This window comes from Actinomadura bangladeshensis (assembly GCF_004348335.1).
Taxonomy (GTDB): domain Bacteria; phylum Actinomycetota; class Actinomycetes; order Streptosporangiales; family Streptosporangiaceae; genus Spirillospora; species Spirillospora bangladeshensis.
Genome location: NZ_SMJW01000220.1, coordinates 1 through 13,117, shown reverse-complemented (window position 1 = coordinate 13,117; position 13,117 = coordinate 1). Strand labels below are relative to the sequence as shown.

14 protein-coding genes are annotated in these 13,117 nt (G+C 70.4%); 10 read left to right on the top strand and 4 right to left on the bottom strand.

Annotated features, from left to right (window positions below; genetic code table 11):
• Window positions 1–451 (bottom strand): CBS domain-containing protein (locus E1284_RS31195; protein ID WP_131943743.1); only part of this gene is annotated, 451 nt, incomplete at its 3' end.
• Window positions 452–756: 305 nt separating this feature from the next.
• On the opposite strand from E1284_RS31195, the gene E1284_RS31190 reads away from it, so the two are divergent.
• On the top strand, window positions 757–1,416 hold the full coding sequence (locus E1284_RS31190) for a response regulator (protein ID WP_131943742.1): 660 nt from the start codon (window positions 757–759) through the stop codon (window positions 1,414–1,416).
• Here the strand turns inward: E1284_RS31190 and E1284_RS31185 are convergent.
• Window positions 1,413–2,414: a HAMP domain-containing sensor histidine kinase gene (locus E1284_RS31185; RefSeq protein ID WP_131943741.1), complete on the bottom strand. Its 1,002-nt coding sequence runs from the start codon at window positions 2,412–2,414 to the stop codon at window positions 1,413–1,415. The two genes, E1284_RS31190 and E1284_RS31185, sit on opposite strands and share 4 nt — an antisense overlap.
• 149 nt (window positions 2,415–2,563) lie before the next feature.
• Here E1284_RS31185 and E1284_RS31180 point away from each other — a divergent pair, with 149 nt between their 5' ends.
• The gene (locus E1284_RS31180; RefSeq protein WP_165965501.1) at window positions 2,564–3,163 is read left to right on the top strand and encodes an SPFH domain-containing protein; all 600 of its coding nucleotides are present in this window, start codon (window positions 2,564–2,566) and stop codon (window positions 3,161–3,163) included.
• Window positions 3,164–3,172: 9 nt separating this feature from the next.
• Here E1284_RS31180 and E1284_RS43765 read toward each other — a convergent pair whose 3' ends face one another.
• On the bottom strand, window positions 3,173–4,600 hold the full coding sequence (locus E1284_RS43765) for a hypothetical protein (RefSeq protein WP_279433091.1): 1,428 nt from the start codon (window positions 4,598–4,600) through the stop codon (window positions 3,173–3,175).
• Between the two features lie 129 nt (window positions 4,601–4,729).
• The gene (locus E1284_RS31170) at window positions 4,730–6,508 is read right to left on the bottom strand and encodes an acetyl/propionyl/methylcrotonyl-CoA carboxylase subunit alpha (protein WP_131943739.1); all 1,779 of its coding nucleotides are present in this window, start codon (window positions 6,506–6,508) and stop codon (window positions 4,730–4,732) included.
• A 206-nt stretch (window positions 6,509–6,714) separates the two neighbouring features.
• On the opposite strand from E1284_RS31170, the gene E1284_RS31165 reads away from it, so the two are divergent.
• From E1284_RS31165 to E1284_RS31130, 8 genes are all read left to right on the top strand, one after another.
• A complete protein-coding gene (locus tag E1284_RS31165; RefSeq protein WP_243714853.1) occupies window positions 6,715–7,758 on the top strand; it encodes an SPFH domain-containing protein in 1,044 nt (347 codons plus the stop codon).
• Window positions 7,759–7,770: 12 nt separating this feature from the next.
• Window positions 7,771–8,100, top strand: a complete 330-nt coding sequence (locus E1284_RS31160) for a hypothetical protein (protein ID WP_131943738.1) — start codon at window positions 7,771–7,773, stop codon at window positions 8,098–8,100.
• Window positions 8,101–8,236: 136 nt separating this feature from the next.
• Window positions 8,237–8,773, top strand: coding sequence for a hypothetical protein (locus E1284_RS31155; RefSeq protein ID WP_131943737.1), 537 nt, complete (start codon window positions 8,237–8,239; stop codon window positions 8,771–8,773).
• A gap of 233 nt (window positions 8,774–9,006) precedes the next feature.
• Complete coding sequence (locus E1284_RS31150; protein ID WP_067629811.1) at window positions 9,007–9,276, top strand: WXG100 family type VII secretion target; 270 nt, start codon at window positions 9,007–9,009, stop codon at window positions 9,274–9,276.
• Between the two features lie 103 nt (window positions 9,277–9,379).
• A complete protein-coding gene (locus tag E1284_RS31145; RefSeq protein WP_131943736.1) occupies window positions 9,380–9,625 on the top strand; it encodes a hypothetical protein in 246 nt (81 codons plus the stop codon).
• Between the two features lie 7 nt (window positions 9,626–9,632).
• Entirely contained in the window at window positions 9,633–11,789 is a 2,157-nt protein-coding gene (locus E1284_RS31140) for a hypothetical protein (RefSeq protein WP_131943735.1), read from the top strand.
• On the top strand, window positions 11,786–12,370 hold the full coding sequence (locus tag E1284_RS31135; RefSeq protein ID WP_131943734.1) for a hypothetical protein: 585 nt from the start codon (window positions 11,786–11,788) through the stop codon (window positions 12,368–12,370). The genes E1284_RS31140 and E1284_RS31135 overlap by 4 nt, the downstream gene beginning before the upstream one ends.
• Window positions 12,349–12,870 carry a hypothetical protein gene (locus E1284_RS31130; RefSeq protein ID WP_131943733.1) on the top strand — a complete coding sequence of 174 codons (522 nt, stop codon included), beginning with the start codon at window positions 12,349–12,351 and terminating at the stop codon, window positions 12,868–12,870. Before E1284_RS31135 ends, E1284_RS31130 begins: the two co-directional genes overlap by 22 nt.
• Window positions 12,871–13,117: the final 247 nt, after the last annotated feature.

Below are 13,117 nucleotides of genomic sequence, written 5' to 3'. Positions count from 1 at the left end.
CGGGCCTGGTCAGCGCCAGGGCCGACAGCAGCCGGTCGAGGATGACCGCGCCGGTGAGGAGTCCGGCGTCGTCCACCACGGCGACCAGGGGGCTGCGCTGGCGGGCCATGAGGGTGGCGAGTTCCAGCAGGTTCGCGGACGATTTCACGATGACCGGGCGGGGAGTGTGCGTGCCGAGGCAGTCGCCCACTTTCATGTCGCGGATCTCGTGCCAGAAGACGTCCGCATGGGCCTCGTCCACGGCCCGGGACAGCGCCGCGTCCTCCTGGTAGGCGACGGGCACCGCCAGCCGCAGCACCTGTGTGCCGGGCAGCACGAGCCGGGGGCGCTGTTCCTCGTCCACGACGATCAGCCCCGGCAGCCGGCCGAGGGCCATGACCTGGATCGCGTGCGCGATCGAGTCGTGCCGCGTCACGGTCGGCACCTTTATGGCGATGTCCCGCGCTTGCATGCTGTCCTTTCGGCTTCCGGAAAGCCTGACTCTTCGAGTTGATAGATTCCTCCTCCTCACGCCGGGGGCGACCCCGTCGCAGGACGGCCTCCGCGGCGCTTTGGGCGGGAGGCGATGCCCGCCGCTCGTTCGCTGTGCCATGCGTCCGCCCCTTTCTGCGTACACTGTCCAGTCTTTGCGGTGACGGCCCGCGCCTATATCGGTAGAGACCCCCATATAGGCGGTATGGAGCATGTATTCCACTTCGCGGAGAGCATGTGTCGGCCGCCCGCGCCTACGATGAGAGGGAGACCGGAGGTGATCGAGTGCGCACGCGCGAGTCCGCCACCCGGATACTGCTGGCCGACGATCATGCGCTGGTGCGCCGCGGGCTGCGGCTGATCCTGGACGCCGAGCCCGACATGACCGTGGTCGCGGAGGCGTCCGACGGGGCGGAGGCGATCGAGGCGCTCGGCGCCGGCGGCGTCGACCTGGCGATCCTCGACATCGCGATGCCGCGGATGACCGGGCTGCAGGCGGCGCGGGAGATCTCCCGGCGCTTCCCGACCGTCCGGATGCTGATCCTGTCGATGTACGACAACGAGCAGTACCTGTTCGAGGCGCTGAAGGCGGGCGCGTCCGGGTACGTGCTGAAGTCCGTCGCCGACCGCGACCTGCTGCACGCCGTCCGTGCGGCGATGCGCGGCGAGCCGTTCCTGTACCCGGGGGCGGTGACGGCGCTGATCCGCGAATACCTCGGCCGCGACCGGGCCGGCGACGGCCCCGACGGCATCCTCACCCCGCGCGAGGAGGAGGTCATCAAGCTGATCGCGGAGGGGTACTCCTCCAAGCAGATCGCCGAGACCCTCACGATCAGCGTGAAGACCGTCGACCGGCACCGCGCCAACATCCTCGGCAAGCTCGGCATGCGGGACCGGCTGGAGCTGACCAAGTACGCGATCAGGATCGGCCTCGTCGAGCCCTAGCCCCGTTTCCGCCCCTGGGTCGCGGCCGGGCGCGAGCCCGGCGGCGGGACCTCCAGTTTCACCTCGGTGCCGCCGCCGTCCGCCGGGCCTATCGTCAGTTGCGCCCCGATGAGCATCGCCCGCTCCCGCATGCCGTGGATGCCGGAGCCGACCTTGGCGGGCGGGCCGGAGCCGTCGTCCACGACCCGCAGGACGACGGCTCCCTCCTCGTCCTGCGTGAGCGACAGTTCCGCGTTGCGGGCGCCCGAATGCCGCCACACGTTGGTGAGGCCCTCCTGCGCGATCCGGTAGATGACGAGTTCGGCGTCCGGGCCGAGGCCCTCCAGGCCCGTCTGGACGCGGCGCGTCACCCGCGGGCCCCCGCCCGTCCCGGAGAAGTCCCCGGCGAGTTCGGTGAGCGCGCTGGTCAGGCCCAGATCGTCCAGGACGCCGGGACGCAGCCTCCGGGCGACGTGTCCCACCTCGTCCAGGCTGGACCGGACGACCTCCTGGACGCCCCGCAGCTCCTCCGCGACCTTCGCCGGCGCCCGGTCCACCACCGACTTCAGCTCCAGCAGCACCACGGTGAGCGACTGCCCGATCTCGTCGTGCAGCTCCTGCGCGATGCGGCGCCGCTCGGCCTCCTGCGCCTCCAGCACCACGGCGGTGCTGATGCTGCGGTCGGCCTCCAGCCGGTCCAGCATCGCGTTGAACTGGTCGACCAGATGGAACAGGTCGCCGTTCCCGGACGTCGCCAGCCGGTCACCGGAGCGCAGCGAGTCCAGCCGCGCCATCAGCGCGGTGAGCCGCCCCAGCGGCGACAGGCTGGCGCGCAGCAGCAGCGCGTTCGCCGCCATCATCACCACCAGCCCGATCACCAGCACGGGCAGTTCGCGCAGCAGGATCGGCGAGGATATGGTGACGGGCGCCACGGCCAGCAGCACGGTGCCGACCGCGAAGATCACCCCGTTGATGCCGAGGATGCGCCAGTACAGTGCCGAGGCGGGTGACCTGCTCATGGGTCCACGTCATCGCATGAGGGTGCCCCTTGTCCATGCCGTGCGGCCCGCCTGCACGATGCGTCCCCTCCGAAATGGGCATCAGGCCCGATAGTGCCCCCTCGCCCCCTCGCCGACGGTGGAGGGTGAGAACAGGTGGAGGTGGGCCGATGGTCGTCATCGCCGCACGAGACGGCAGTCCGCTGCCCGCGTCCATCGCGTTCCTGATCGTCCTCGGACTGGTGCTCGCCGTGGTCGCGGTCTCGGGACTGCGCCGCGTCGGTGCGTCCGAGCGGCTCGTCGTCCGGCGCTTCGGCCGGACGCGCGGGGTCCGCGGGCCCGGACTGCGGTTCCTGCTGCCGCTCGCCGACACCGGCGTGCGCGTCCCGATGGGCGCGCGGCCGCACGACCTCTGGTTCCGGGCGACGACCAGGGACGGCGTGCCCGTGCGGGTCAAGGCGCACGCCCTGATGGGAGCCGACGACCCCGTCAGATACGCCGAGGCCGCCGATGCGCCGTCCTCCGCCGCGCAGGCGGGCACCGAGTTCGTCCTGCGCGGCGTCATAGCGGACCGGGACCTGGCGGACCTTCCGTCCCTGCTGGCGGACGGGGGCGATCCGGAGTTGGTCCGGCGCGTCAACGAGGCGGTGCGGCCATGGGGAGTGGCCGCCAGCCTCGTGTCCATCACGGACGCGACGGTCCCGGTCCGCTCCGCCTCGCCCGGCGCGCCCGCCGCCGCGCCCTGCGCGTGCGGGGCGCGTCCGGGCTGATCGGGACGGTCAGAAGCCGCCGAAGTCGCCGCCCCCGCCCCAGTCGCCGCCGCCGAAGTCCCAGCCGCCGCCGATGTCGCCGCCGCCGTCGCCGAACCCGTCCATGCCGCCGTAGCCGCCGCCCCAGCCGAGGCCGCCGCCCATCAGCGAGCCGAGCGTGGTGCCGATCAGCAGGCCGCCGAGCAGGTCGAACCCGCCGTAGCCGTAGTAGTAGCCGCCCGCGTAGGGCGCGTACGCCGGGCCCGCGTTCCAGTACGGCCGCCGCGCGCCCTGGTACGGGACCATCCGGATGTCCGGGTCCGTCCCGTGCAGGACGGCCTCCGCGTCGGCCGCGCACGCCGGGACCGACCGGGCGCTGCCGCCGGGCGGCGCCCACATGACGTCCTCGACGGACGGGCCGTGCTGCGGGTTGAAGAAGCACGGCGGGCGCCGCTCGGGCACCGGTTCGCCGGCGAGCCGGGCGCGGGTGGCGGTCATGTAGTAGCGGCCGTCCTCCAGCGCGGTCGTCACCTGCTGCATGTCCTGCGGCCTGGCGGCGTGCTCCGTCGCCCGCTTGGCCTGGTCGTAGGAGTTGAGCGCGTGCTCGTAGTCGGCGCGGGTCGCGGGGTCGAGGCCCTTGTCCATGACGTCGAGGTCGAGGCGGGCGATGTCCTCGCCGAGGCGCGTCACGTCCTCCTCCACGCCCTCCTTGAGGTCGTCCATCTCCTTGGCCTCGCGGGCCTGGCGCCGCTTGCGCGCGGTGAGGAACGCGCCGATGACCAGCGCCCCCAGCACCACGAACACGCCGAGGACGACGTACCCGACGACGGCGCTGGAGGCGTTGTTGTCGTCGACCTTCTTCTCGGCGCGGTTCCCGAAGTCGATCAGCCGCTGCTCCAGCGGCTGCCCGTTGGTGCGGGTGATGATCTGGTTGATCTCGCCGCGGTTGAGGGCCTTGGAGATCGCCGCCATGCGGCTGCCGTCGGCGGTGACGGCGACGAACGTCTCGCCCTTGCCGACCCGCTCCGCGACGGCCGGGAGCAGTTGCCTGACCTGGCTCGCCGTGGCGCTGTTGCTGATCACCATGGCGCGGATGTCGGCGTCGCCGTCCCCGGCGAGCGACTGCTTGATGAGGTTCTGCTGGGCGGCGTCCAGCACGTTCCCGGCCTCGCTGGTCACGTAGAGCCGGGAGTTGATCAGCCCGTTGGCGATCTGCCCGACCGTGTCCGCCGCGGCGGCCTGCGGGGCGGCGGCCTGCGGGGCGGCGGCCTGCGGGGCGGCCATGGCGGGAGTGGTCCGGGTCTGGACGGGCTGCGCCGAGGTGGCGTGCGCGGTGGTGGTCTGGGCCGTGGCGTCCGCGGGGGCGGCCATGGCGAACGCGGGCACGGCGACGGCGGCGATGATCGCCGAGGCGGCGCCGCGGCGTGCCGCCCGGATGGCCCGCTTCTCGGTGCTCATATCTACTATCTGCCCATATAGACGGCCTGATTCATCCTCCGCAAGACGGATTTACGGTCGTCCTCAATGGGGGCCGGCGTGCATGCCGGACGCGGCCCCGCCCGGGCGGCCGGGCGGGGCGCTTCGCGGTCAGCTGTCCTTGATCTCGCAGATCGCGGCGCCGGCGGAGACGGTCTGCCCGACCTCGGCGGCCAGACCGGTGATCGTCCCGGCCTTGTGCGCGGTGAGCGGCTGCTCCATCTTCATGGCCTCCAGGACCACGATCGTGTCGCCCGCCGCCACCGTCGCGCCGTCCTCGACGACGATCTTGACGATGGTGCCCTGCATCGGGCTGACCAGGGAGTCGCCGGACGCCTGCGCGCCGCCGCCCTTCTTGCCGCCGCGCCGCTTGGCGGGCTGCGCCTTCCCGGCGGCCGGGGCCGCACCTCCGGCCGCCAGGGCGCCGAACCCGGCGGGCAGGACGACCTCGATGCGCCTGCCGCCGACCTCGACGGTGACGCGCTCTCGCTCGCCGTCCTCGGCCTCGTCGGCCGGAACGTGCTCGAACGGCGGGATCCGGTTGTCGAACTCGGTCTCGATCCACCGGGTGTGGACGGAGAACGGCGTCTCGTCGTCGGCCGGCACGAACGCCGGGTCGTCCAGCACGGCCCGGTGGAACGGCAGCACGGTCGGCATGCCGTCGATGACGAACTCGGCGAGCGCGCGGCGGGACCGCTCGACGGCCTGCCGCCGCGTCGCGCCCGTCACGATCAGCTTGGCGACCAGCGAGTCGAACGCCTGCGGGACGGTGTGCCCGGCCTCGTAGCCCGCGTCCAGCCGGACGCCCGGCCCGGACGGCGGCTGCCACGCGGTCAGCGTCCCGACGGCCGGCAGGAACCCGCGGCCCGCGTCCTCGGCGTTCAGCCGGAACTCGATCGAGTGGCCGCGCAGTTCCGGGTCGCCGTAGCCGAGCTCCTCGCCGTCGGCGATGCGGAACATCTCCCGGACGAGGTCGATTCCGGCGACCTCCTCGCTGACCGGGTGCTCGACCTGGAGGCGGGTGTTGACCTCCAGGAAGGAGATCGTGCCGTCCTGGCCGACGAGGAACTCGCACGTCCCCGCGCCGACGTACCCGGCCTCCTTCAGGATGGCCTTGGACGAGCTGTACAGCAGTTCGAGCTGCGCCTCCGACAGGTACGGCGCCGGGGCCTCCTCGACGAGCTTCTGGTGCCGGCGCTGCAGCGAGCAGTCGCGGGTGGAGACGACGACCACGTTGCCGTGCTTGTCGGCCAGGCACTGGGTCTCGACGTGCCGCGGCTTGTCGAGGTACTGCTCGACGAAGCACTCGCCGCGCCCGAACGCGCCCACGGCCTCGCGGACGGCGGACTCGTACAGCTCGGCGACCTCGTCCAGCTTCCGGGCGACCTTCAGGCCGCGTCCGCCGCCGCCGAACGCCGCCTTGATCGCGATGGGCAGGCCGTGCTCCTCGGCGAACGCGACGACCTCGTCCGCGCCGGACACGGGGTCCTTGGTGCCGGCCACCAGCGGCGCGCCGACCTTCTGTGCGATGTGCCGGGCCTGCACCTTGTCGCCCAGCGCGGTGATCGCGGCGGGCGGCGGGCCGATCCAGGTCAGCCCCGCGTCCTGCACGGCGGCCGCGAAGTCGGCGTTCTCGGCCAGGAAGCCGTACCCGGGGTGGACGGCGTCCGCGCCGGCCTCCTCGGCGATCTTCAGCAGCTTCTCGATGTTCAGATAGCTCTCGGCGGCCGTCTGCCCGCCCAGGGCGAACGCCTCGTCGGCGACCCGAACGTGCAGCGCCTCCAGATCGGGCTCGGCGTAGACAGCCACACTGGCCAGGCCGGCGTCGCGGCAGGCACGGGCTATACGGACCGCGATCTCACCGCGGTTGGCGATCAGGACCTTGCGCACGTGGGTCTCCTCCTTCAACCTCGCAGGCAGTCTAGATAACGGCCGATTCAGGATTTCGTAAGCCCCTCCTTATTGGGGTTCAGGTCCCAGATAGCGGGAGCTTCCGCACGATAACGGTCTGGTGACCGGGGGAGCCCGGCGGCGCCCCCCGCCGTCCCATCTCCAGACCCGCGAGCCGAGTGGTGCGGGGTGGGAGAGGAGTGGTCGTGGCCAACAAGGAGTCGTCCACCGGCAGGATCCGGGCCGCGGGGAAGAACCGGGTCTCGGGGCTGAGCAGGCCGCGCAGGCGCACCGCCATCGTCGCCGCCGTGCTGCTGGTCGTCGTCGGCTGGCCGGTGCTCAGCGCCCTGTTCGGCGGGTTCGAGCGGACCAGCGGCGGCGAGATCGCCGTCGTCCGCAACGGCGGGTTCTTCGACAACAACAAGATCCGGCAGGTCATCGACCCCGGCTCGGGACGCGTCTGGATCGGGTTCTACTCGCAGGTCCACAAGTACCCCGCCCAGCAGCGCTTCTACACGATCACCTCGGACGCGCGGAAGGGCGACGAGACCGGCGTCGACGTCGTCACCGTGCCGAGCGCGGACGGCGTCAACATGGGCATCGAGGGGACGCTGTACTTCACCCTCAACCAGGACCACACGACCCTCAGGGACTTCGACGACAAGTACGGCACCCGCAAGTTCCGCAGCGCCGGCGGTGAGATGTACAACGTCTACGACGGCGACAGGGGCTGGTCGGCGTTCCTCGACCAGATCGTCCGGCCGGTGATCGACAACGACCTGCGCAGCCAGATCAACAGCTTCCGCTGCGCCGAACTGGTCTCGTCCTGCGCCCTCGTCCAGAACTCGTCCGCGCCGCGGGCCGCCCAGGCCGCCGGGCAGCAGGCGCAGAGCAACAACGCCAACATCGCCAAGGTGCAGAACGCGATCAACACGAGCCTCGCGGCCGACCTGGAGCAGACGCTCGGCGGCAAGTTCGTCACCAACATCCACTTCAACCTCGTCCGGATCACGCTGCCGTCCAAGGTGCAGGACGCGGTGGACCGCGCCCAGGCCGCGTTCGCCCAAGTCAGCGAGGCGCAGGCGAAGGTCGCCACGGCCAAGGCGGAGGCCGCGGCGAACAAGGCCCGGCAGGACGGCTACAACAAGTGCCCGACCTGCGCGAGGATCGAGGAACTGAAGGCGCTCCCGCAGGGCATCACCGTCTACGCGCCCGGCAACCCGAACGGCTCGCTCCTGCGGGACAAGTGACGGAGGCCGATCGTGCGGTTCCTGATCGTTCTGCTGGCGCTGGCGGTGGCCGCGGTGGTGGCCGTCCTGCTGATGTACGCCTTCGCCGACCGCTCGTCCGGCGGCAGGGCGGCGCTGGAGCGCGGTGCGCGCTGGGAGGCGCACACCGAGGCGTCCGGCGGCGTCACCGCGGTCGTCGTCCGGCAGGTCGCCCGCGACGACGCCGGGGGCGTGCTCGCCGAGTTCGGACGGCAGACGGTCGCGACCATCCCGGACGGCGATCCGGAATGGGAGGAGCGCTATCACGAGGCGATGGCGGCCGCCCGTTCCCGCGTCGCCGCGCTGGACAGCGAAGCGAACTGACCTGCCATTTCCCGAAAAGGCCCGCGCCCCCTTCCGGAGGGCGCGGGCCTTCGCGCGAAAGCGCGCCCTGCGCACCGCGCCGCCCGGTGTACCCTCGGCTCTGATCTGCCCGCCACATGATCAGCTGGAGCCGCCGATGGTGCGCCCGTGGCGCCGGGCCGGCCTTGCGCTGGTCCTGGCGGTCTGCCTGGCCGCGCCCTCGTCCGCCGTCCGGCGGGAGGAGCCCGTCGTCGAGGACTACCTCACCGACCAGCTCACCGTCGTCGCGAGCGCCTTCCTGCAGCGCCGCTCCGAGGCCCTCGTGCCGAGGCACGACCGGGACGCCGTACCGACCGAGGTCCTCGGCGTGCGGATCTCCCCGAAGCTGGCGCGCTCGCAGGAGCAGGCCGTCCGCGAGCTGGAGACCCGCAACCGCGCGCCCGTCGCGGGCGGTCCCGCCTACACCCGCGCCCGCACCCGCCTCGACCCGTCGCGCGCCGTCCGGTCCGGGAACCGGATCACGCTGGAGGCCGTCGAGCACACCGAGGTCCGGTACGGCGGCGGCAAGGTCGTCCAGTCGGTCCGGCGGCGTTTCGAGTTCCGGACGCGCGGCGAGCAGATCACCCTGGTGGCCGAGCGCGTCCTCGACCCCGACGCCCACCCGGTCAACGACCCGCTCAGCCCCGACCGCTGACCGCCGCCACCTCCGAAAACGCTCTGAAATGCCCTTGACGAGCAGTAAGTAAGCTCGTCACAAGCTCGCGATGGCCACATCCGGACATCCTGAGATGGCGGGATTATGGCCGTTTCGGTGGGCGATCGACGAGGTGCGGCTGGATTGACGTGATCGGTGGGGCGTAAGCTGTCGCCATTCTTTACGCCACCACGGCAAAACGTTCGGCGATCAGCGACGAAAGGGCCGGAGCGATGGGCGACAAGCGCGGAGCCAACCTGGGCGAGCTCGAGGAACTGTCCCGCATCTTCAGCAAGCACTCCCGCAACCTGGACGCCCTCATCAAGGACCTCAACGGCCGCACGGTGAGCAGCAGCGCCGCCTGGTGGGGCCCGGGCGCCGACCGCTTCCGCTCCGCCTGGGCCGAGGCCAAGACCGCCTTCGACAAGATGGCCCTCGCCCTGGAGCAGGGCAGCCAGGACATCCGCAAGTCCCAGCAGAACATCGAGGCCGCCACCCGCTGACCTCCCCAGAGCCGCGGGTCCCGGCCCATCCCCCCGAGGCCGGGACCCGCATCAAGCTTCCACCCGGCGTCCCCGCGGCCGGGCCCACGCCAGAGGGACCCACGTGAGCAAGCCGTCACCGCTGCAACTGCAATTCCTGCTCGGTCGCATCCAGGTGCTGTCGGACGAGCACTGGCACCTGTTCACCGCCTCCCGCCGGGCCATGGACGATCATGCCTGGGTCGGCGGCGGCGCCTCCCGCACCTTCGCGCGCAAGCTCGACCAGAACGACGCCGCCCTGCACGCCGAACTGCGCAAGGCCCTGCAACTCCTGCAGGACGAGCTGAACCGCAACCCGTTCGCGGGCTGAGGCCGACATGGGCGATACCTGGCTCGACCCGAACACCTGCGGCGTAAAGCTGGCCGAGTTCGAGCACATGACCCGGCAGATGACGCAGGCCGCCCCGAAGCTCGCCGAACTCGCCGACGAGTTGTGGCAGGCTCTGCACGCCGCCCAGGTCAGCACGGCCCCCGCGATGGAGATCAAACGCATCGCCGCTTGGGCCGACCGGGCCGCGTCCGACCTGCGCCGCCGCAACCAACTCGCGCACGACATGGACCGGCAGAAGCTCGCCTTCACCATCTGCCGCCAGGACGGCGACTACCTCAAGCTCCCCGACCGCTACACCGACCAGGTCGGCTACGCCGCCGGCCGCCGCAGTGCCGACCTGTTCCGGCGCGCTGCGTCCGGTGACCCCGAGGCCAAGGCCGCCTTACGCCGCCTCCGCCCGGAGGACATCACCCCGATGTTCGCGAAGGGCCTCCTGGAAGCCCTGGGCCCCGAGGCCCTCCTGAAGCTCCCGATGGACCTGACCCTGCCGCTGGCCGCCGACGTCCGCCAGCACCGCGATGGCGTGGACGACCAAGCCGCCGAAGCCCGCGCGACTCTGGCCCTGCTGGGCCGCAGCCTGGCCCTGGCGACCCGCCCCGACACCAGGGCCTACCTGGGCGACGATTACCTGCGCCAACTCGCAGCGGCCGGCCGCAAGAACTTCCCGCCCCTCAGCGCACCCCCGAACGGCACATCGGGCTACCAGTCCCTGGGCACCCTCCTGACCGCCGCCGGCGACACCCACTTCTCCACCCGCTTCATCGAGGTCGTGGGCAGCGACATGATCGCCTACGACAGCCGCCTCCGGAAGACCTTCGGCCAGGAGCCGCTCCCCACCCTCGCCGGCAAGGCCGGCCTGGGCAACGCCCTGGACCCGGCCACGACCAAGGTCGTCCCCAGCGACCGCAAGACGGACTTCCTGGCACCCCTCCTCACCGCCGCCGCCCTCTCCGGCAAGGAGGCGTCCCAAGCCCTCCTGACCCACGTCTACATGGGCCCGTTCCAGGAAGGCACCGAACCCAACTTCAAGGGCACGACCCTCCACTACCTCCTCCACGACCGCCGTCCAACCTGGGGCCTCACAGACCACGGCACCGCCCTGGGCAAGACAATCCAGACAGCCGCCACCGGCCAAGACGCCGAATCCACCCGCCTCGCCTTCGACGTGGCCAAGATCCTCACCGCCGACGCCCGCAAGAACTTCGTGGTGGACAAGGGCCAGTTGCAGATCGGCGACAAGGCCCCGCTCGACGCGCTCAAGGCCGGTGCACCCGCGGATGCCATCGCCCGCCCCAAGCGCTACGACGAACTCTCGGGCCTCCGCCCCGCCATGGCGGCCGTCCTGGTGGCCCACATGGAGAAACTCCACGACATCGTGCGACTCTCCGCTCAGACCGACAAGCCCGGCTCTACCGGTATGACCGGCGAAGACCTCGACTACCTGCTCCTGGACGTCACCCGGATCGCCAGCGCATACCAGACCCTCCTCATGGGCCAGATCGCCCACGCGAAACTCGCGATCGATCGCACGGTCGCCCGCCACGGTGACCTTGAGAACACCATCGCCGGTGAAGGCCACATGTTCGGCCACCTCGTGGAAGCGCGTCACCAGTCCCTCGGCGCTGAGAACCTCCGCCTTGCCGATGATCTCGACCGGATGCGCAAGTACGTCAATTACGGCGTCGGCCTCGTCCCCGTCGAATACGCCCCTATTACCGAAACGCCCATCGTGGGTGACGTCTACACCGCGGCCGTGGGCAAGCTCTCCGGCAAGCTGACCGACGTGCTCGCCAAGAAGCTCGCCGACGAGCCCGACCCAGCGATCTACGCGCCGACGACCGACGTGGAGGGCATCGAGCACCTATTCAATCAGATGGTCGCCTCCTCTCTGGTGGCTCACGGCCGTTATCCTGAGGATTCTCTTCACGGCAGGTCCTTCGTTGACGGGAAGAACGAGATCCTTCCTCTGGATCAATTGAGCCCGCGCCGGCGTGAGGATTTTCTACGATGGGCGAACAATGAGATGACGCTCGAAAGTTATGGCGATGATGTAATGAACTCAATGGGCAATGGCGCCGAGAAGGCCGCCGGTCACTATCGTGATTCCGACGGCCATAACGTGGCTCCCAGTATCCAGCGGTGATCTTCTCACGAGTTCGCTTCGGATGCCTGCTGGTCTGGGTCATGTCATCGGCTGTGGCGTGCGACGGGGGAGGCTCCGTCCAGTCGCCGCCGAGTTCGGTGAAGGAGCGGGTGGCGGATAGTGCGCCCTATCTATGTGCACTTGTTCCCGAACGCGCTTTCCGGACCGCCACGGCTCTCTCTGTGCCGCTGACCTCGGACTGGGACGGCGCGCAGACCGACAACGGTCTCTGCTTGGCGTTCTCGGCCGATCAGAAGGCCCCGCTCGGCCTTACCTGGTCGTATCTCAATGGGGAGGAGACCGTCCGCTTCCAGCAGAAAAAGTGGGCGGATGACACTACCTACAGACTTCCATCTGACCTTGGAGAAGGGCTGGCCGTCGTCATTCCGACCGCTGGAGCCGTCGCTCGGCCCAACTACGTGATCGCGTTGTTCGGGTGTGGGAAGAAGCGGCCGTGGATCAGTATTGATTTTGCGCCGGTGGTGCGGGGGCGGGACGCGGTGCAGGACATGTTCGACTTCATGCGGATCGCGGAGAAGCGGTTCGGGGAGATCCACAAGTGCACGCCGAGGCCGTCATGAGCCGGGGGCCCGCCCTGGGGGCCGCCGAGTTCGAGCGGCGGATCCGGTGCGCGGTGTGGGGAATGGCCGTCACCATGGCGCTGACGGGATGGACGATGGCGCCGTGGATCGACGAGAGCGGCACACCTCATGTGCTCTGGGAGTTCGGCGCCCTGGAGGTCGTGAGCAGGCCCAGCCGCCTACTCCCTCTGCTGATGATGGCCACGCTTCTGCTGGGAGTGGCGGCGAGTGCGGCGGCGACGCGCGCACTCTCGTGCGTGGCGTGGCTGGTCGGCTGTATCACCGTTGTCTCGACGTTCGCCTTCTCGTTCGAACCGGGTGAAAGAAAGTACGAGGTCGCGTACGGCACCGTCTACGCCTTCTACCTCTCCCTGGCGTTCGTGGTGGTGTTCTTCTGCATGTGGCGGTCTGCGAAGGGGAGTCCGGCCCCGGAGAAGGTCGCGGAGTGGACGGACCCGTCCTTCGGGACCGTGGACGACCGCCGCGGGCGCCGCAGCTGATCAGCCGACGAACAGAACTATCCGGATGGCGTGCGGCTTGAACTGGGCGGCGTGGAGTTCACGGCGTTGATGGGGCGGATCAAGCTGGGCGCCCTTGACCGTCCCTAGTGGGGTCTGCATGGACGTCGGCTGGGGCGCCATGTTGTTGATCTGCGGCGTGTTGTTGTTTTCGGCGCGCTCATAACAACAACACGCCGCAGGTCAACGCGGCCAGGCGGGTGGGGTCCGTGGTCAGTCGGTGGTGGTG

What these genes read in the sequence shown, in the direction of transcription:
- E1284_RS43765 (WP_279433091.1), bottom strand. Translation starts at nt 4,600, where the DNA reads ATGAGCACCGAGAAGCGGGCCATCCGGGCGGCACGCCGCGGCGCCGCC.
- E1284_RS31155 (WP_131943737.1), top strand. Translation starts at nt 8,237, where the DNA reads ATGGTGCGCCCGTGGCGCCGGGCCGGCCTTGCGCTGGTCCTGGCGGTC.
- E1284_RS31185 (WP_131943741.1), bottom strand. Translation starts at nt 2,414, where the DNA reads ATGAGCAGGTCACCCGCCTCGGCACTGTACTGGCGCATCCTCGGCATC.
- E1284_RS31180 (WP_165965501.1), top strand. Translation starts at nt 2,564, where the DNA reads ATGGTCGTCATCGCCGCACGAGACGGCAGTCCGCTGCCCGCGTCCATC.
- E1284_RS31140 (WP_131943735.1), top strand. Translation starts at nt 9,633, where the DNA reads ATGGGCGATACCTGGCTCGACCCGAACACCTGCGGCGTAAAGCTGGCC.
- E1284_RS31150 (WP_067629811.1), top strand. Translation starts at nt 9,007, where the DNA reads ATGGGCGACAAGCGCGGAGCCAACCTGGGCGAGCTCGAGGAACTGTCC.